The following is a 19,096-nucleotide window of genomic DNA, read 5'->3' as shown; positions in this document are numbered from 1 at the left end:
GCTGCGGGCATGGCCGCTCCTGTCCGCGTTCACTCGGGTGGCGGGGAGAGGGTTTGTGGGCGGGTGCCTCGTGCGTGTACGACGTGTACCCGGGGAGCCCTTCCCACTCACGCCCGGCCCAATCCGCGCGCTCGGTTAACTACTCGTACGTAGTGGAACGGGCAATACCCAGCCCCGGATCGACATCCATCGGGGCTCCGTCAAGTCGGCCGGGACTAGGTGATGTGGGGGCCTACACCACCCGTCCCAGGGGTCCCTGGGGCACCTCACGGACCGCTCGAACGAGTGGTCAGGAGACGAGCCCTGTCGCCCCCGGGAGCCCCGGCGAGCAGCGCGCGAACGCCGTCGCGGCGGCCCGGCCGGACCCGGAGCCGTCGGCAGCGGGCGGCAGGCGGGGCCGGCGGCCGCCGCCGGAGGCGCCATGGCCGGAACACGCGGGCCTCGCTAGCCTTCCCGGGGTGATGCGCGGGTGCACAGCGTGGTGCGACCGCTCCGATCCGCAATCCCCTGCGAAGGTGGAACGTGTGAAGGCTATCCGTCGATTCACCGTGCGCCCCGTCCTCCCGGAAACCCTGCTGCCGCTCACCGACCTCGCGCGCAATCTGCGCTGGTCGTGGCATGCCGAGACCCGTGAACTCTTCCAATCCGTCGACCCCGAGGGCTGGCTGGCCGCCGGCGGCGACCCCGTCCGGCTGCTCGGCACCGTCTCCGCCGCCAGGCTCGCGGAACTGTCCGCGGACCGCCGCTTCCTGCGGCGCCTGGCCGTCGCCGCCGCCGACCTCGACGACTACGTCAACGGCGGGAGGTGGTACCAGAGCCAGGAGAACGGCGCGGAACTGCCCGCCGCCATCGCCTACTTCTCCCCCGAGTTCGGGATCACCGCCGCCCTGCCCCAGTACTCCGGCGGCCTCGGCATCCTCGCCGGGGACCACCTGAAGGCCGCCAGTGACCTCGGCGTCCCGCTCATCGGGGTGGGACTGCTGTACCGGCACGGCTACTTCCGCCAGTCGCTGTCCCGCGACGGCTGGCAGCAGGAGCACTATCCCGTACTGGACCCCAACGAACTCCCGCTCGGCCTGCTCCGCCAGGAGGACGGGACCCCCGCCCGGGTCTCCCTGACCCTGCCCGGCGGCCGCGCCCTGCACGCGCACATCTGGCAGGCCCGCGTCGGGCGGGTGCCGCTGCTGCTCCTGGACTCCGACGTCGAGGACAACGACGCCGTCGCCCGCGAGGTGACCGACCGGCTCTACGGCGGCGGCAGCGACCACCGGCTGCTCCAGGAGATGCTGCTGGGCATCGGCGGTGTCCGCGCCGTCCGGCTGTACTGCGGACTCACCGGCCACCCCGCCCCCGAGGTCTTCCACACCAACGAGGGACACGCCGGGTTCCTCGGGCTCGAACGCATAAGGGAACTGGAACGGGAGCAGGGGCTCGGCTTCGACGCCGCCGTCGAGGCGGTGCGCGCCGGGACCGTGTTCACCACGCACACCCCCGTCCCGGCCGGGATCGACCGCTTCGAGCGGGCCCTGGTCACCCGGCACTTCGGGGACGGCGGGGAACTGGCCGGCGTACCGGTCGAGCGGATCCTGGAGCTCGGCGCCGAGACCTATCCCGGGGGCGACCCCGGGGTGTTCAACATGGCCGTGATGGGACTGCGGCTGGCCCAGCGGGCCAACGGGGTGTCCACCCTGCACGGAGCGGTCAGCCGGGAGATGTTCGCCGGCCTGTGGCCCGGCTTCGACCCGGCCGAACTGCCGATCACCTCCGTGACCAACGGGGTGCACGCCCCCACCTGGGTGGCCCCGGAGGTGGTCCGGCTCGGCGTCCGCCAGATCGGCGCGGGCCGCACCGAGGACGCCCTGTCGGTCGGCGGCTCCCACCGCTGGGACGCGGTCGCCGAGATCCCCGACCAGGACGTGTGGGACCTGCGGCGGGTGCTCCGGGAGCAGCTGGTGCAGGAGGTACGGGACCGGCTGCGGGCCTCGTGGCTCCAGCGCGGGGCCGCCGCCGCCGAGCTGGGCTGGGTGGACTCCGTACTCGACCCCGACGTGCTGACCATCGGCTTCGCCCGGCGCGTGCCCTCGTACAAGCGGCTGACGCTGATGCTGCGCGACCCGGACCGGCTGCGCAGGCTGCTGCTGGACCCGGACCGGCCGGTGCAGATCGTGGTCGCCGGCAAGGCGCATCCGGCCGACGACGGCGGGAAGCGGCTCGTGCAGGAACTGGTGCGGTTCGCGGACGACCCGAGGGTGCGGCACCGGATCGTCTTCCTGCCCGACTACGGCATGGCCATGGCGCAGAAGCTCTACCCGGGCTGTGACGTCTGGCTGAACAATCCGCTGCGGCCGCTGGAGGCGTGCGGGACGAGCGGGATGAAGGCCGCGCTGAACGGCTGCCTCAACCTGTCCGTGCTGGACGGCTGGTGGGACGAGTGGTTCGAGCCGGACTTCGGCTGGGCGATCCCGACCGCCGACGGGCTCGGCGCCGACGAGGACCGGCGCGATCACCTGGAGGCGAGCGCCCTCTACGAGCTGATCGAGGGCCGGGTCGCACCCCGGTTCTACGACCGGGCCGGGGGCACCGGGCTCCCGGTGCGGTGGATCGAGATGGTCCGGCGCACGCTCGTCTCGCTGGGGCCGAAGGTGCTCGCGGGCCGGATGGTGCGCGAGTACGTGGAGCGGCTCTACACGCCGGCCGCGCTCGCCCACCGGACCCTGGACGCCGGGGCCGCGCGCGACCTCGCCTGGTGGAAGGGACGGGTCCGGGCGGCCTGGCCGCGGGTCTGCGTCGAGCACGTGGAGGCGCTGGCCGCGGCTCCCGTGAACGGCACCGCCGAACTCGGGTCCACCCTCACCCTGCGGGTGCAGGTGTCGCTGGACGCCCTCGCGCCCGAGGACGTGGAGGTGCAGGCCTTCGCCGGCCGGGTGGACGCGCAGGACGTGATCCGGGACGGGCGGACCTTCCCGCTCAAGCCGGCCGCGGGGCCCGACCTGGAGGGGCGCTGGGTGTACGAGGGCCCGCTCGCCCTCGACCGCACGGGGCCCTTCGGCTACACGGTACGGATCCTGCCGGCGCACCCGCTGCTGGCGACCCCGGCCGAACTCGGCCTGGTCGCGTCCCCGGTGGACACGGACGCGGGAGGCGGCGTACTGCTGCGGTAGGGCCGCCGCGGTACCGGTTCAGGGGGCGGGCGGCGGGTCCACCAGCCGCTCGCCCTCGACGAGCATCCCGGCCCGCTTGACGCTGCGCAGGGCCGGGATCACCTCCACCCGTTCCACCCCGTCCACCGCGCCGATCCGCTCGGTCAGGTACGTGTAGAGCGCGTCGGTGTCCCGGCACACGACCACCGCCATCAGGGAGGCCGCCCCGGTCACGGCCGCCGCGAACGGCACCTCGCGGTGGCTCGCCAGCGCGGCCCCCACCTCCGCGAGGCGGGCGGGCGGCACGGTCAGCACCATCGTCGCCTCCGCCTCGTAGCCGAAGAGGGTGGGGACGAACTCCACGTCGAAGAAGAGGGCCCCGAGCTCGCGCAGCCGCTCCAGCCTGCGGCGGGCGGTCGACTCCGACAGACCGGTGGCCCGGGCCAGTTCCGGATACCCGGCGCGGCCGTCCCGGCCCAGGACCGTGAGCAGTGCGAACTCCGTGTCGTCCAGGGCGTACCGCTCGGTCGCGGGCGGCGCCGGCGGCCGTTCCAGGGCCGCGATCTGGTCGGGGCGCAGCACGTCCACGCCCGCCCACGCGTCGGGGCCGCCGAAGAACTTCCGCAGGATGGTGTGGGCGCTGATGCCGGTCACCCGGCGGGTGCGCGGCAGCTTCTCCAGCAGCAGCGTGTCCCGGTCCTTGCGGGTACGGGCCCGGGTCATGCAGTGGACCTCCGTACCGCCCGAGTTCAGGGTCACCCACGCGATGTCCGGGCGGCGGGCGAGCGCCTCGGCCACCGGGAGCGCGGCGTCCGGGGCGCACTGCACCCGCAGCCAGGACTCGAACAGCCCCACGCGGCTGCCCACCGGCAGCCCGACCACCCGGATCAGGCCGGCGGTCCGCAGTCGCCGGTACCGGCGTACGACGGTCTGGTCGGAGACCTCCAGCACCTCGGCGAGCCGGCTGAAGGGGGCCCGGCCGTCGATCACCAGGGCCTGGACCAGGGACCGGTCGAGTGCGTCCAGCTCCGTATCGTTCATGGTTTCCATCATGACAGGGGCTCCTGTGACGGAAATCCGGCAGAAGCGGGCTGCTGGATGGGGGACCGGAGCGGGGCGGTGGGACCTTGGGCTCGCCGGGGATCCTCCCGCGCCTTCGCCCCTCCGTCATCCGAGGAGAACTCCCATGCGCAAATGGCTGCCACTGACGGCCGTCTGCCTCGGGGCTTTCATGCTCCTGGTCGACGTCACGATCGTGACCGTCGCCCTGCCCGACATGGCCGCCGACATGCACACGGGCTTCTCCGACCTCCAGTGGGTGATGGACGTCTACGCCCTCGCGCTGGCCGCCCTGCTGCTGGGAGCGGGCTCGCTCGCCGACCGGATCGGCCGCCGCCGCGTCTACCTCGGCGGACTCGGGCTCTTCGCCGCCGCCTCGCTCGCCTGCGGGCTGGCCACCGGCCCGGCGGAGCTGATCGCCTTCCGCGCCGTCCAGGGCATCGGCGGAGCCGCCATGTTCGCCACCACCATGGCCCTGCTCAGCGCGGCCTACCAGGGCCGTGACCGCGGGGTGGCCTTCGGAGTCTGGGGCGCGGTCAACGGCGCCGCCGCCGCGGCCGGACCCGTCATCGGCGGGCTGCTCACCGAGCAGTTCGGCTGGCGCTGGATCTTCTTCATCAACCTGCCCGTCTGCGCGCTGGCCGTGTACGTCACCCTCAAGGCGGTGGCCGAATCCCGCGACCCGCGCGCCGGGCGCCTCGACCTGCCCGGCATGGCCACCTTCACCACGGGCGCAGCGGCCCTCACCTACGCCGTGATCCGGGTGGGCGAGAACGGCTGGAGCTCGCCCACCACCCTCGGCCTCCTCGGCCTCGGCGTGGCCGCCTTCGGCGCCTTCGTCCTCGTCGAACTGCGCAGCTCCCACCCGATGCTGGACCTCTCGCTCTTCCGCAGCCCCACCTTCGTCGCCGTCATGGCCGCCGGACTGCTGCTCTCGGGCGCCGCGTTCTCCTACCTCATGTACGTCTCCCTCTGGCTGCAGTCCGCCGAGGGGATGAGCCCGGTCGGCGGAGGGCTGGTGCTGCTGCCGCTGAGCGCGGCCGGCTTCGTCGTCGCCGCGGTGGCCGGGCGGCTGCTGCACGGGGTTGCGCCCCGTCTGACCATCGGCGGCGGGCTGCTGCTGATCGGCGCGGGCGCGCTGCTCCAGGCCTGGATGCTGGACGCCGGGGACGGCTGGAGCGCGCTGGTCCCGGGGCTGCTCGTGACCGGCGTGGGGGTGGGCGCCGCCACCCCGGCGCTCGCCGCCACGGCGATGGGGGCCGTGGCCCCGGCCCGGGCGGGCATGGCGGGCGGCGCCCTGAACACCGCGCGCCAGCTGGGCACCGCCCTCGGCATCGCCGTGCTCGGCGCCGTGTTCCACGCGGGGCTGCGCTCCGGGCTCGGTGAGGGCGGCCGGGAACTGGCGGAGCCGCTGGCCTCCGGCGGCGCCGGGCAGTTGCTCGCCGAGGCCCCGGCGGGCGCGGCCCGCGAGACGCTGACCGGCCTGGTGGAGGCGGCCTTCGCGAGCGGTCTGCGCGAGACGTTCCTGGCCTCGGCCGCGATGGGTCTGGCCGGCGCTCTGGCGGTCTTCCTGCTGCTCCGTGACGGGACCCCGGCTGCCGCCGCCGGCGTCCCGCGGGCCCGTACGAAGACCGCGGCGGCTGCGGACGCGGCAGCGCCCCCCGCCCGGATCTGAAACCCTGCGGCTGGGACCTCACGGGTGAACCTTCGAACGTACTGGGCATGCCGAATCGTTTCCGCGACCCGCTCCGCTCCTACGCTGCCCGCGGATGCCACCGGACCCGGCATCCGCGGACCCGAGGAACGGATTTCCCCCCATGCGTCTTCGCACCACCACCGCCGTGCTCGTCGGCGCTCTCGCGCTCGTCCTGCCCACCGCCGGCCCGTCGCTGGCTGACGACCACGGTGACCGCGCGCTCGGCACGCTGAACTACCGGTTCGTCAACGACAACGACGTCGAGGAGAACGGCCAGATCCGGCCCGCGGACAACAACACCTGCTACGTGCTGACGCGCACCTCCCGGGACAGGCCCGCGGTCGCGGTCCAGAACAACACGAGGTCGCGGGCGCACCTCTTCGACAACCGCAGCTGCTCCGGCGAGGAGGTGGCGACCCTGAGGCCGGACGGGCAGGTGAACCGGGTGAGGGTGGTCTCGGCCTACTTCACGCCGGTGAACGGGGCGGACGACGGCCGCGGCGACAACGACGGCCGCGGCGACTGGAACAACGGCGGCGACCACGGCCGTGGTGACGAGGGTCGCGGCGATCAGGGCCGTGACGACCAGGCCCGTGACGACCAAGGCCGTGACGACCAGGCCCGTGACGACCAGGGCCGTGGTGACGAGGGTCGCGGCGACCAGGCGCGTGACGACCAGGCGCGTGACGACCAGGCGCGTGACGACGAGGCCCGTGACGACGAGGCGCGTGACGACGAGGCGCGTGACGACGAGGCGCGTGACGACCAGGGCCGCGGCGATCAGGCGCGTGACGACCAGGCCCGTGACGACCAGGCCGGCGAGGAGGAAGAGGAGGAGGAAGACCTCCTCGACGCCGTCTTCCGCGCCATGGGCTGATCCGGTGGCTCCCTGACCCGGGAGTGGTCCGGCGCCCCGCGCGGCGGCCGGGCCACTTCCGCGTCAGGCCCGTTCCGCAGGACCGGCACCCGCCGCCAGCCACTCCACCACGTCGGCCGCCGTATAGGGCGACGCGTCCGGGGAGAGCCTCGGCAGGAAGGACAGGTGCTTGCCGATCGTCACCAGCGGGGGCTCCACCACCCCGCCGGGCCGCCGCTGGGCCAGCCCGACGGTCGCCAGCAGCCCGTTGCACAGGCACTGCCGGCCCACCGCGTCGGCCGCGTCCCCGCCCTTGCGGACGTAGCTCCCCACCGGCTCGGCCGCGCACCGGTAGAGCAGACCGCGGGGGCCGCGTACCGGCGTGCGCAGGAAGCCCAGGCCGTACACCCGGCGCCGGGCCGCGGCCACTTCGGGCTCGGAGAGCGTCCCCGGCAGCTCCGCCACCTTGAAGGGGAACGAGGTCGGCGAGGCCTCGGGGTCGTTGCGGACCGTGAGGGTGCCGGCGTGCGCCCGGCCGCGCAGGTGCCGGGCCATCCCCGACTCCTCGCACAGGGCGAACGCGCTGCCGATCTGCACCCCGGCCGCCCCCGCGGCGCGGGCCGGGGTGACCGCCTCTGGGGCGGCCTGCCCGCCGACGAGCCAGAACGTCAGCCCGAGCGTCGCCGTTGTGGCGAGATCGGGCTGGTCGCGCGGGCCGTAGACCGGCTCGCCGTCTGCGCCCCGCCGCATCGGCCCGCGCGGCGGGGCGCTGTGCCCGCCGGCCTGCGAGGTCTCGATGACGAACCCGTCGGGGCGGGTCGACTCGTCGCGCGCGAGGTAGGCGGCCAGCACCGGCAGGGACACGATGGCCAGTACGTCCGGACGGCGCAGCGGGCCGGGGTGGAGCCCGGCGAGCAGCGCCATCGGGTCGAAGAGGTGGTCCAGCGGCTCCTCGTCGCCCACCACGGCGACCTGGGTCACGCAGGGTTGGGAGCGCGCCAGCCGCGAGGCGAGGGCAGGGATCTGACCCGGGACTCCCGCGCCCACGAGCACGTGGTCGACGCCTGCCAGGATCGCGCCGAACAGGGCGGGGGCGGTGGCCAGCCGGATCTTCTCCAGGTAGTTGACGCCGACGATGCCGTCATGTCCGTCCTTCGCGAGCCAGACCTCGACGAAGTTACCGAGGACGGTGAGGATTTCCGCCGGTGACCCGCCGGTCGCCCGCAGCCGCGGGGTGGTGCGCAGGGGGACGCCCCCGCCGATGCCGCCCTCGCGGAAGTAGCAGTCGAGCGCGCCCTGCGCGAGCTCGGGCAGCGGGAAGGCGGCCGGCGCGCGGCGGGCGTGCCCGCCGGGGTCACCGGTCTGCAGCACCCGGGCCAGGACCACGTCCGGCGCGGTGCCGGAGACCACGCCGAGCTGTCCCGCCGTGGACAGGGCCCGGGCCAGCCGCCAGCCGGAGACCCCGACGCCCGTGCCGCCCTGGATCAGCCAGGGCCGGGGCCGCGCGGTGGTGCCGGCACCGGCGGTCGGGACGGCGGTCGGGACGGTGGTCGGGGCCGTCGTACGCGGCTGAGGCATGGGGGCAGGTCCGTCACTCGGCGGGTCACCCGGACCTACGCTTCCGTAGGTTCGCTCGGACCCAGTCTCCCCGTACGCCCGGACGCGGGGCGGCGCCGAAGGTCCCCGCCTTCGGGGCAACAGGTCCCGGCGCGGCAGGGCCCATGGGACAGGGCCGCCCGGGGAGGTCTTCTCCCGGGCGGCCCCGTGTCTATCTGTTCAGCTGTGGCTCACATGGCCCCGATGGGGTCAGAAGGTGAGCTTCCAGCTGTTGATGTAGCCGGTGTCCAGGCTGGCAGCGTCCCTGACGCGGAGCTTCCAGGTGCCGTTGGCGACCTCGGAGGAGGCGTTCACGGTGAAGGACTGGACGATGTTGTCCGCGCTGCCGCCGGTGCGGTTGCGCAGGTTGTACACGCTGCCGTCGGGGGCGACCAGGTCGACCACCAGGTCACCGACGTAGGTGTGGACGATGTTCACGTCCACCTTCAGCGTGCTCGGGGCGTTGCCCGTACGGGTCACCGAGAGCGGGGACTCGACCGTGGCGTTGTCCGCGATCTGGTAGTCGTTCGTGTTCTCGAAGACGTTCTGCTGACCGGTGCCGACCGTCCAGGTGAAGGACGCCGTCCCGGTCTTGCTCTGCGAGTCGGTCACCGTGACGGTCACGTTGGACGTGCCCGCGGTGGTGGCCGTGCCCGAGATCAGGCCGGTGGAGGAGTTGATCGACAGGCCGGCCGGCAGGCCGGTCGCCGCGTAGCTCAGCGCACCCGGGTTGGTGCTGGTGGCCTGGACCTGCAGGCTGACAGCGGTGTTGATCTGGGTGGTCTGGTTCGGGATCGCCGTGACCGAGACGCCGCTGGGCGCGGGGCGCGATCCGACGGCGATGGCCGCCCAGGCGTGGGCCACGTTGTTGTACGTGGCCGAGCCGGCGCCGTACAGGTCGGCCGCCGCCTGCAGGGTGGCCGTACGGGCCGCCGCGTAGTTGGTGTTCGACTTGAACAGACCGGTGGTCAGCGCGCGGAACCAGATCTTCGAGGCGGCGTCGCGGCCGATCGCGGTGACCGGGAGGCCGTCGGCGGTCGGCGAGTCGTAGCTCACGCCGTTGATGACCTTGGCGCCGGAGCCTTCGGAGGCCAGGTAGTACCAGTGGTTGGCCGGGCCCGAGGAGTAGTGGACGTCGATGCCGCCGAGGCCCGAGTACCAGGCGTCCTTGGACGCGCCGTCCTTGCTCGGCTTGTCCATGTAGCGCAGCGGGCTGCCGTCGCCGTTGATGTCGATCTTCTCGCCGACCAGGTAGTCGCCGACGTCCTGCGGGTTGTTGGCGTAGAACTCGACCGCCGCCGCGAAGATGTCGGAGGTGGCCTCGTTCAGACCGCCGGGCTCACCGCTGTAGGTCATGTTGCCGGTGACCGAGGTCAGACCGTGGGTCATCTCGTGCGCCGCCACGTCGGTGGAGGTGAGGGGCTTGTTGTTGCCCTCGCCGTCGCCGTACGTCATGCAGAAGCAGGAGTCGCTCCAGAACGCGTTGACGTAGGCGTTGCCGTAGTGGACCCGGCTGTACGGGGCCACGCCGTCGTTGCGCAGGCCGTTGCGGCCGTGCACGTTCTTGTAGTAGTCCCACGTGACGGCCGCGCCGTAGTGGGCGTCCGCGCCGGCGGTCTCCAGGTTGGACGGCTGGTTGTTGCCCCAGATGTCGTCCGGGCCGGAGAACAGGGTGCCGGTACCGGAGCCGGTGCCGCGGTTGAGGTTGTACGTCTTGTGGCTGCCGCGCGCGGCGTCGGTCAGGTTCCAGGTGCTGCCCGACTGGGTGGTCCCGAGGGTCACCTGGCCGCTGTACATGGTGTTGCCGGTGCCGGTCTCGATGGCCTGCCACTCGGTGATCTTGGCGCCGGTCTTGGCGTTGGTCACCACGTGCAGCTCGTTCGGGGTGCCGTCGTGCTGGAGGCCGCCGACGACGGTCTCGAACGCGAGCACCGGAGCGCCCTCGGCCGCCCAGATCACCTTGCGGGCGTTCTTGGAGGCCTTGGCCTCCTTCGAGCCCTCGGCGTTGGCGGCGGAGACCGCCTGGCTCTCCGCGGCCGCCGGGGTGACCGTGGCGTTGGTGTCGGCGACCTTGATCTCGTGGTTGGTCGCCTTGGTCACGCTCTTGGTGACACCGCCCTTGGCGTGAACGGTGAGGTCACCGCCGAGCACGGGGAGGCCGTCGTAGGTGCGCTCGTACGTCGTGTGCGTGGTGCCGTCCGCATCCTGGACGACATCGCGGACGACGAGCTTCTCGCCACTGCCGAGGCCGAGCGCCTTGGCGGCCTGCGCGGTGGTCGAGTTGGCCTCGGCGAGGAGCGTCGCACGCTCCGAAGCGCTGAGTACGCGGTTGGCCGCGCCCGGATTGGGCTGGGCGGCCTTGGGTGCCTGGGACGCGGTGGCGTCGGCGGTGGCGGTGCCGGTCTGTATACCTACGGCGAGCAGGGCTGCCGCGGCAACGAGCGCGCCGGCCGCGGTGGCACGCCTCTGGGGGGTGGACCTCAACGCAGACTCCTTCTGCAAGGGGGGTTCCGGATGGCTGGGTGGGCCTCCGGGCAGAACAGGGCTGGTGCGATGAACGGTCGAAGATTGCCACTTGTCGGTCTAGATGTCAGGGCCGCGTCAAAAGGTTGGCCGGAAACGGTTCGTTGTCCGAAGATACGTATCCGGTATTCGGACCATTCACCTTCGTGTGCAAAAGGGGGCGTCCGGCATTCGGAACGGCTGATACCGGTTGCTAACACTTGCGCAACAAGAGGCTGCGTTGACCCAAACGGCATTTACCGTACGGGTGTTTGTCGTACTGTTTCCCGGTGCGGCAGATGTCCGTTGCCAGGGGAAGCCATGGACACCCGCCACTGTCATAGACCACGTGCCAGGGGGGCCCATGAGGCATGTCCATTTTCCTGCGCAAAGAGTGGCCGGGGCGGCCCGTGATTCCGTCGGGTCCGCCCGGCGCCTCGGGGACAAGGCCCGCTGGTACCGCCCGGCCGCCGTCGCCGCCGACTTCTTCGGCGCCGCCCTCCCCGTAGGGCTCGTCTTCGATGCCGCACAGCAGGTCCGGCCCCTCTACTGCGCCCTTGCCGCCGCCGTGGCGTGGACCGGGGTCCAGGCGCTGCGCCGGCGGTACGCGGCCCGCGCGCTCGGGGAGTCGCGCGGAGTGCTGCCCGTCGTCCACGACTGGCTGATTCTCATCGGCGTGCTGGCCGTGGCCCGCGTGGTGACCGAGGAGGACACGCCCCGGCTGTCCGCCCTCGGGGCCCTGCTGCCGGCCCTGCTCATCACCGTCGCCTGCCACAAGCTGACCTACCGTCACCTCTCGGCCGCCCGTCGCGAGGCCCAGGCCGTGAGCCGGGTCCTCGTCGTCGGCGAGCCCGACGCGGCCGAGGATGTCATCGCGCACCTCGCCGCGCGCACCGACCACCCGTACGTGGTCGTGGGCGTGGTCCCGGTCGGTTCCGGCGCCCTTTCCAGCGGGGTGCCCGTGGCGGCCCGGCTCGACGAGGCGATGCCCGAGGCCCCGGCCGGCGACTCCTCGGCCGTGCTCGGCGCCGTCCGCAGCCACCACGCAGACCTGGTGCTGGTGGCCCCCGGAGTGCGGATCACGGGGGAGCGGCTGCGCCGCGTCGCCTGGGCCCTGCACGACGCCGGGCTGGAACTGGCGGTCTTCGCCGGGCTGGTGGAGGTTTCCGTCAAGCGGCTGGAGACCCTGTCCGCGGGCGGGCTGGCCGTGCTGCGGGTCGCGCCCCCGGTCGGCCGTGGCGTGCAGACCCTGCTCAAGTCGGCCCTGGACCGGGTGGGAGCCGCGGCCGGGCTGCTGCTGCTCGCGCCGGTCTTCCTCGGCATCGTGCTGGCCATCCGCTTCGGTTCGCGCGGTCCGGCCTTCTACCGGCAGCAGCGCATCGGCCGCGACGGGGTGCCGTTCGTCATGTGGAAGTTCCGCACGATGGTGATGGACGCCGACGCCCGCAAGGCCGAGCTGTCCGGGGCGAACGAGAACGACGGCCTGATGTTCAAGATGCGCCGCGACCCCCGGGTGACCCGGGTGGGCCGGCTGCTGCGCCGCACCTCGCTGGACGAACTGCCGCAGCTGGTCAACGTACTGACCGGCCACATGTCGCTGGTCGGCCCGCGCCCGCCGCTGCCGGAGGAGGTGGCCCAGTACGACGAGGTCGAACTGCGGCGGCTCACCGTGCGGCCCGGGATGACGGGGTTGTGGCAGATCAGCGGTAGGTCCGATCTGTCCTGGGACGAAACGATCCAGCTCGACCTGCAGTACGTCGACAACTGGTCCTTCACCAGCGATGTCGACGTGATGGGCCGTACGCTCCGCGCCGTCGTCGACGGACGCGGAGCGTACTGAGGCACCGGGGTATCGAGGCCGCCCGTGCGATCAGCTCTGCTCGCGCCACCACTTGTACGTGGCGGCGATCCCGTCCCGCAGCGGGACGGCGGGCTTCCAGCCGAGCGAGGTCAGGCGGCCGACGTCCAGCAGCTTGCGCGGGGTCCCGTCCGGCTTGGACGTGTCCCAGGCGAGCCGGCCCTGGAAGCCGGTCACCTCGGCGACCGTCTCGGCCAGTTCCCTGATGGTCAGGTCCTCGCCGCAGCCGATGTTGACCGGCTCGTCGCCGTCGTAGCTGCCGAGCAGGACGGCGCAGGCGGCGGCCAGGTCGTCCACGTGAAGGAACTCCCGCCGCGGGGTCCCCGAGCCCCACAGGGTGACCTCCTCGCGGCCCTCGGCGGCGGCCTCGTGGAACCGCCGGATGAGGGCGGGCAGGACGTGGGAGGTCTCCAGGTCGAAGTTGTCGCCCGGGCCGTAGAGGTTCGTCGGCATGGCCGAGATGTACGAGGCCCCGTACTGCTTGCGGTACGACTGGACCTGGACGATGCCGGCGATCTTCGCGAGGGCGTAGGCCTCGTTGGTCGGCTCCAGCGGGCCGGTCAGCAGGGCGTCCTCGCGGATCGGCTGCGGGGCCAGCTTCGGGTAGATGCAGGACGAACCGAGGAACAGCAGCCGGCCCACGCCGGCGGCGTGCGCGCCGGCGATCACACTGAGCTGGATCTGGAGGTTCTCCTCCAGGAACTGCACCGGGTAGGTGCTGTTGGCCATGATCCCGCCGACCTTGGCGGCGGCCAGCACGACGGCGTCCGGGCGGACGTCCTTCAGGTACGCACCCGTAGCGGCGGCGTCGCGCAGGTCGAGGTCGGCGCGGCCCCGGGTGAGCACCTCGTGGCCGTCGGCGGTCAGCCGCCGGGCGACCGCGGACCCCACGAGGCCGCGGTGGCCCGCGACGAAGACGCGGGCGTTCGGGGGCAGGAGCGGCAGCGAACTTGTCATACCGCCGATGATGCCAGCCCGCTCCCGCGGAGGTCGCAGTGGTCCGGGCCCCGGAACCGGAGCCGCCGCCGCGCTCCCGCACGGCCCCTGGTGGCGGGGGAGTGCGGGCCGTGTGCGAAGGGTGTGGAGGAATCCGCCGCAAAGGCGGCTGGACCGGGCGTGTACGGTACGCATCCAGTCCCCGGTTCCGGCCGGTGCGCCGGGCCGTCTGCCTGCCGGGACCTCGAACGGGTGGGGGCGCCCCGCTCATCACAACTGACCGAAACCATCCCCAGGGGGACCGTATGGGCAAGACCGCACTGATCACCGGCGTCACCGGGCAGGACGGCTCGTACCTCGCCGAGCTCCTGCTCTCCAAGGGCTACACGGTGCACGGGCTCGTGCGGCGGTCCTCCAGCTTCAACACGGAGCGGGTCGACCACATCTACCAGGACCCGCAGACGGCCAACCGGTCCTTCGTCCTGCACCACGCCGACCTCTCCGACGGCGTCGCGCTGGTGAACCTGCTCCGTGACATACGCCCCGACGAGGTCTACAACCTCGGCGCCCAGTCCCACGTCCGCGTCTCCTTCGACGCCCCGCTCTACACGGGCGACGTGACCGGCCTCGGCGCGCTGCGGCTGCTGGAGGCCATCCGGGCCAGCGGCGTCGACACCCGCATCTACCAGGCCTCGTCCTCGGAGATGTTCGGGGCGACCCCGCCCCCGCAGAACGAGGGGACCCCGTTCCACCCGCGCAGCCCGTACGGCGCCGCGAAGGTCTTCGCGTACTGGACCACGGTGAACTACCGCGAGGCGTACGACATGTTCGCCGTCAACGGGATCCTCTTCAACCACGAGTCCCCGCGCCGCGGCGAGACCTTCGTGACCCGCAAGATCACCCGCGCGGTCGCCCGCATCAAGGCCGGTCTCCAGGACCACCTCTACCTCGGCAACCTCGACGCGGTGCGCGACTGGGGCTACGCCCCCGAGTACGTGGACGCCATGTGGCGGATGCTGCAGCAGGACGAGCCCACCGACTACGTCGTCGCCACCGGCGTGGCCGCGACCGTCCGCGAGTTCGTCGAGTCCTCCTTCTCGCACGCCGGTCTCGACTGGAACGAGCACGTGCGCTACGACGCCAAGTACGAGCGCCCCAGCGAGGTCGACGCCCTCATCGGCGACGCCTCGAAGGCCCACGACCTGCTTGGCTGGAAGCCATCGGTCCTGGTGGCGGAGCTGGCGCAGATCATGGTCGACGCCGACATCCGTCAGGTCGAGGACCAACTGGCGGGCGTGACCGTCCGTATCGACCGCTGAGGCCTTATATTTCCCCTACGATTTGCCGTGTCCCGGTCATTCGCGCACTTCTCTGCGGGTGCGGCCGGGCCAAACCTGCTATATGTCCGTTGTGCACCCTCGATGCTGAACCGTTGATTCCAAGTTGGTATGCAATGGGTCAAGAGAGGTGACCAGGCCCTCGCGTGAGCCCTAGTCTGCGCCCGTACATATGGCTGTTCGGATAGTTCCAGCCATCAAACCGGGCGATTGCCCTGGGGGGCTCATGCGTAGATCCAGAGGGCTGACTGCTGCCCTCGTCCTGTCACTGGCCGGTGCCGGCACCGGTATAGGCCTGGTGCTGATGCCTCAGGCGTCCGCTATCACGCCGCCGGTGGCATTCACCGCCGACGAGCTGCCCACCTGGCAGCCCGACGGCATCGTCTTTGCGATGGCCCAGGCGAACGGCACCGTCTTCGCCGGCGGTACCTTCTCGGCGGTCCGTCCGCCCGAGGGCGCCGCGGGCGCCGAGCAGGAGGCCGTGAACTTCGTCGCGCTCGACGCCGCGACGGGCAAGCCCACCGCCTGCAAGCTCGCCTTCACCATCGGCGACGGCACGGCGACCGTGCGCACCCTGGTCGTCTCCAAGGACAAGAAGACCCTGTACGCGGGCGGCTACTTCGGCGCCGTCAACGGCACCCCGGTCTCCAGCCTCGCGGCGATCGACATCGCGAGCTGCACCCCCAAGGCATCGTTCCACCCGGGCTTCCCGGCCACCGTGCGCGGGCTCGCCGTCACCGACGACACCCTCTACGCGGCCGGCGACTTCAACGCCGTCGACGGCCAGACCCGCGAGCGGTTCGCCGCCGTGGACGCCGGCACCGGTGCGCTCAAGCCCTTCGTCGCCAACGTCGACGAGCCGGGCCGCGCGGTCGAGGTCACCCCCGACGGCAAGAACGTGCTGCTGGGCGGCGACTTCTTCACCGTCAACGGCTCCAACAGCCACGCCCTGGCCGTGGTCAACGCCACCACCGGCGCGGTCACCAAGACGTACAGCAACATCCCGTCGAACTCGGTCGTCAAGGACATCTCCACCGACGACACCGGCTTCTACACGGGCCACGAGGGCTCCGGCGGCGGCGTCTTCGACGGCCGCATTGGCCTGCGCCTGAACGACTTCACCGAGAAGTGGCGCGACCGCTGCCTCGGTGCCACCCAGTTCGTCCTGCCGTACGAGGGAGTGCTCTACAGCTCCTCGCACGCGCACGACTGCTCCACCGAGCTGGAGTTCCCCGACGGCAAGCGGAACTTCCTGCTGGCCCAGCCGACCAACCACGAAGGCGCCGCCCCCGCGCCCGTGGACGGCTTCGTGCGCGGACCCGGCAAGCTCGGCTGGCACCCCACGGCCAACGACGGCCTCGGCGAGGGCATCGGCCCGCGCGTCATGGCCGTGGCCGACAAGAACGACGTCAAGTACATGTGGGTCGGCGGTGAGTTCACCCTCATCAACGGCAAGGCCCAGCAGGGCCTGACCCGCTTCGCCTCCACCGGCGACGTCGGCGCCCCGACCACCCCGGTGGCCAGCGCCGCGAGCGTCAAGCCCGGCGAGGCCCAGGTCCGCTGGCGCACCAGCTACGACGCGGACGACAGCAAGCTGACGTACCGCATCTACCGCAACGGCTCGGCCACCCCGGCCGCGACGGTCACCGCCAGCTCGCTGGAGTGGGAGCGCCCGCAGGCCTCCTGGACCGACGCCACGGTCAAGGCCGGCCAGACGTACACCTACCGGGTGACCGCGACCGACGACGCGGGCAACACCAGCGCCCTGTCGGCCGTCGCCTCGGTGACGATCCCGACCTCGGTCCAGTCGTACCCGAACCAGGTGCGCGCGGACGGCGCCAACCTGTACTGGCGCTACGACGACACCGTCAGCCCGTACGTGGCCGACTCCTCCGGCGGCGGCAACTACAGCGGTGTCCAGTTCAACGCCCCGGCCCTGCGCCAGACGCCCGGCGCGGTCGCCGGCGCCAGCACGGCGATGGGCTTCAACGGGACCAGCCAGCTGGTGCACGGCGACCGCCGTCAGACGGTCGGCAACACGTTCACCGTCGAGACCTGGTTCAAGACGAACACCACGCGCGGCGGCAAGCTGATCGGCTTCGGCAACAACACCACGCGCAACAGCGGGTCGGCCGACCGGCACATCTACATGACCAACACCGGTCGCCTCGTCTTCGGCGTCCACAACGGCTCGGCCCGGACCGTCTCCACGGGTCTGTTCGAGACGTACAACGACAACAAGTGGCACCACGTGGTCGGCACCCAGGGCCCCGGCGGCATCACGCTGTACGTCGACGGCCAGAACAAGGGCTCGCTGAACGCCACCAGCAACAGCACCTACGCGGGCTACTGGCACGCCGGCGGTGACAACCTCTCCGGTTGGCCGACCCGCCCGACGAGCAACTTCTTCGCCGGTCAGCTCGACGAGACGGCCGTCTACCCGACGGCGCTCACCCAGGCCCAGGTCAAGAACCACTTCGACCTGGCCAAGGCTCCCACCGACTCGGTCTCCTCGGTCAAGGCGACCGAGGACACCTACATCAACCAGGGCGCCCCGAGCACGGCCTACGGCACGTCCACCTCGCTCGCGGTGCGCGGCACCTCGGCGTACGAGACGTACCTGCGCTTCAACCTGCCGGCCGCCCCGGCCGGCCAGGTCCTGAAGTCCGCCTCGCTGCAGATCAAGACCTCCACGCAGGCGGGCGCCGGCACCGCCGACACCGTCTCCGTGGTCCCGGTCACCGGCACCTGGAGCGGCGCGGGCACCACCTTCAACACCAAGCCCACCCTCGGCACCACCCCGCTCGGCAGCATCGCGGGCGTGCCGGACGGCTCGGCGGTGCACAGCGTCGAGCTGGACACCGCCGCGGTCTCCGCGGTGCTGGGCGGCAGCTACAGCCTGGGCCTGACGAGCACGGGCACCGACCCGCTGTGGATCTGGTCCTCGGAGTCCACGGCGGCGGAGGGTACTCCGCAGCTGGTTCTGACCTTCGGCGCGAAGTAGCGACCACCGAAGCAACCGCCTGACGGCGTGCGGGGCCCGGCTCTACGTGGCCGGGCCCCGCTCGCCTGTCCCACCCCTGTAAGTAGTACGGGAGCCATCCGATGTACCGACGCTCCGCGGCGGCCGCTGTCCTGCTGACCGCCGCCCTGACCCTGACCGCCTGCAGTTCGGGCGGGGACGACTCCGGGGTGAAGGCGAAGCCTCCGGCCTCGTCGGCGGCCCCCGATCCCGCGGACACCCCGGCGACGGCGGATCCCGCGGCCGACGCGAAGCCGACGGGCCCGGTCCTCCCCGACGCGAAGCTCACCCCGAAGACGGGCAGCTTCACGGACCAGGAGAAGAAGTACCTGAGCGGGCGGGTCCCCGAGAAGATGGACCCGGCGGCCGTCCTGCAGACAGGCCAGGAGGCCTGCCAGCGGGTGGCGCGCACCGCGAAGCACGACAAGGACGCCGCGACCGGAGCCGTCATCACCGGGGAGATCCCGGGGGCCAAGGACGCGATCACGCACCTGTGCCCGGACCAGAAGCCGGTCCTCGCCGCGGCGGAGAAGGGCTTCGCCGAAGGCTCCGGGAAGTCGCCCGCGGCGGGCGGTTACCGGGCGCTGACCCAGGCCACGAACTGCACCTGGGAGGCCAAGGGCAAGGACGGCGGCGTCCTCGCCTCGGGCCCCGAGGCCCCGCTCAAGGCCGGCGACAAGATCACGGCGACGATCCCGGCGGGCACGGCGGAGTTCAACTCCTCCGGCTGCTACGCCTGGATCCCCGCGTAACACCGCAGAAGCCTGCAGACGTACGCGAACGCCCCCGAGGACCGGACTCCCGGCCCCCGGGGGCGTTTCCGTGTCCCGGACCGGGGTATCCGCGCGGTCACAGCCACCGCAGCGGAAGGCGGACTCATGGGCATCGGCGGATGCATCGGTTTGATCGTGGTGGGTGCCATCCTCACCTTCGCCAGCGACTGGGAGATGGAGAGCGTCAACCTCGACCTGGTCGGTCTGATCATGATGGCGGTGGGCGGGATCGGCCTCGCCGTCTACACCAGCATCTACAAGCGGCGCCGGACCGCGGGCGCGATACCCGTGGTGGAGGAACACCGCCGCGACGTCATCTGA

General features: G+C 72.1%; 12 protein-coding genes. 8 read left to right on the top strand and 4 right to left on the bottom strand.

Going from position 1 to position 19,096, the window contains the following annotated elements; all coding sequences use genetic code 11:
- Positions 1-524: 524 nt before the first annotated feature.
- The gene (gene glgP, locus RIU97_RS12940) at positions 525-3,161 is read left to right on the top strand and encodes an alpha-glucan family phosphorylase (RefSeq protein ID WP_404956335.1); all 2,637 of its coding nucleotides are present in this window, start codon (positions 525-527) and stop codon (positions 3,159-3,161) included.
- A gap of 18 nt (positions 3,162-3,179) precedes the next feature.
- Here the strand turns inward: glgP and RIU97_RS12935 are convergent, their stop codons facing one another.
- Positions 3,180-4,181 carry an Lrp/AsnC family transcriptional regulator gene (locus tag RIU97_RS12935; protein ID WP_404956333.1) on the bottom strand — a complete coding sequence of 334 codons (1,002 nt, stop codon included), beginning with the start codon at positions 4,179-4,181 and terminating at the stop codon, positions 3,180-3,182.
- Positions 4,182-4,326: 145 nt separating this feature from the next.
- Here RIU97_RS12935 and RIU97_RS12930 point away from each other — a divergent pair, with 145 nt between their 5' ends.
- Both RIU97_RS12930 and RIU97_RS12925 read left to right on the top strand, forming a co-directional pair.
- Complete coding sequence (locus RIU97_RS12930; RefSeq protein ID WP_404956331.1) at positions 4,327-5,874, top strand: DHA2 family efflux MFS transporter permease subunit; 1,548 nt, start codon at positions 4,327-4,329, stop codon at positions 5,872-5,874.
- Positions 5,875-6,016: 142 nt separating this feature from the next.
- Complete coding sequence (locus RIU97_RS12925; protein ID WP_404956329.1) at positions 6,017-6,772, top strand: hypothetical protein; 756 nt, start codon at positions 6,017-6,019, stop codon at positions 6,770-6,772.
- 63 nt (positions 6,773-6,835) lie between these two features.
- Here the strand turns inward: RIU97_RS12925 and RIU97_RS12920 are convergent, their stop codons facing one another.
- On the bottom strand, positions 6,836-8,329 hold the full coding sequence (locus tag RIU97_RS12920; RefSeq protein ID WP_404956327.1) for a hypothetical protein: 1,494 nt from the start codon (positions 8,327-8,329) through the stop codon (positions 6,836-6,838).
- Positions 8,330-8,557: 228 nt separating this feature from the next.
- On the bottom strand, positions 8,558-10,831 hold the full coding sequence (locus tag RIU97_RS12915; protein ID WP_404956326.1) for a M4 family metallopeptidase: 2,274 nt from the start codon (positions 10,829-10,831) through the stop codon (positions 8,558-8,560).
- A gap of 382 nt (positions 10,832-11,213) precedes the next feature.
- Here RIU97_RS12915 and RIU97_RS12910 point away from each other — a divergent pair, with 382 nt between their 5' ends.
- Positions 11,214-12,689 (top strand): sugar transferase, encoded by a 1,476-nt coding sequence (locus RIU97_RS12910; RefSeq protein WP_404956324.1) that lies wholly within the window; start codon positions 11,214-11,216, stop codon positions 12,687-12,689.
- Positions 12,690-12,719: 30 nt separating this feature from the next.
- Here RIU97_RS12910 and RIU97_RS12905 read toward each other — a convergent pair whose 3' ends face one another.
- The gene (locus tag RIU97_RS12905; RefSeq protein WP_404956322.1) at positions 12,720-13,664 is read right to left on the bottom strand and encodes a GDP-L-fucose synthase family protein; all 945 of its coding nucleotides are present in this window, start codon (positions 13,662-13,664) and stop codon (positions 12,720-12,722) included.
- Positions 13,665-13,948: 284 nt separating this feature from the next.
- Between RIU97_RS12905 and gmd the strand changes: the two genes are divergently transcribed.
- From gmd to RIU97_RS12885, 4 genes are all read left to right on the top strand, one after another.
- Complete coding sequence (gmd, locus tag RIU97_RS12900; protein WP_319723598.1) at positions 13,949-14,962, top strand: GDP-mannose 4,6-dehydratase; 1,014 nt, start codon at positions 13,949-13,951, stop codon at positions 14,960-14,962.
- A gap of 244 nt (positions 14,963-15,206) precedes the next feature.
- Positions 15,207-17,984, top strand: coding sequence for a DNRLRE domain-containing protein (locus RIU97_RS12895; protein ID WP_404956320.1), 2,778 nt, complete (start codon positions 15,207-15,209; stop codon positions 17,982-17,984).
- A gap of 101 nt (positions 17,985-18,085) precedes the next feature.
- Positions 18,086-18,754, top strand: coding sequence for a hypothetical protein (locus tag RIU97_RS12890; RefSeq protein ID WP_404956318.1), 669 nt, complete (start codon positions 18,086-18,088; stop codon positions 18,752-18,754).
- Positions 18,755-18,880: 126 nt separating this feature from the next.
- On the top strand, positions 18,881-19,096 hold the full coding sequence (locus tag RIU97_RS12885) for a DUF6458 family protein (RefSeq protein ID WP_031148400.1): 216 nt from the start codon (positions 18,881-18,883) through the stop codon (positions 19,094-19,096).

The organism is Streptomyces sp. 147326 (genome assembly GCF_045000215.1).
GTDB lineage: Bacteria > Actinomycetota > Actinomycetes > Streptomycetales > Streptomycetaceae > Streptomyces.
The sequence above is the reverse complement of the archived record's forward strand: the minus strand, read 5'-3'. Positions and strand labels throughout refer to the sequence as shown.

Coding starts and splice junctions, on each gene's coding strand:
- RIU97_RS12935 (WP_404956333.1), bottom strand. CDS start 4,181: ATGAACGATACGGAGCTGGACGCACTCGACCGGTCCCTGGTCCAGGCC.
- RIU97_RS12930 (WP_404956331.1), top strand. CDS start 4,327: ATGCGCAAATGGCTGCCACTGACGGCCGTCTGCCTCGGGGCTTTCATG.
- RIU97_RS12925 (WP_404956329.1), top strand. CDS start 6,017: ATGCGTCTTCGCACCACCACCGCCGTGCTCGTCGGCGCTCTCGCGCTC.
- RIU97_RS12920 (WP_404956327.1), bottom strand. CDS start 8,329: ATGCCTCAGCCGCGTACGACGGCCCCGACCACCGTCCCGACCGCCGTC.
- RIU97_RS12910 (WP_404956324.1), top strand. CDS start 11,214: ATGAGGCATGTCCATTTTCCTGCGCAAAGAGTGGCCGGGGCGGCCCGT.
- RIU97_RS12905 (WP_404956322.1), bottom strand. CDS start 13,664: ATGACAAGTTCGCTGCCGCTCCTGCCCCCGAACGCCCGCGTCTTCGTC.
- gmd (WP_319723598.1), top strand. CDS start 13,949: ATGGGCAAGACCGCACTGATCACCGGCGTCACCGGGCAGGACGGCTCG.
- RIU97_RS12895 (WP_404956320.1), top strand. CDS start 15,207: ATGCGTAGATCCAGAGGGCTGACTGCTGCCCTCGTCCTGTCACTGGCC.
- RIU97_RS12890 (WP_404956318.1), top strand. CDS start 18,086: ATGTACCGACGCTCCGCGGCGGCCGCTGTCCTGCTGACCGCCGCCCTG.
- RIU97_RS12885 (WP_031148400.1), top strand. CDS start 18,881: ATGGGCATCGGCGGATGCATCGGTTTGATCGTGGTGGGTGCCATCCTC.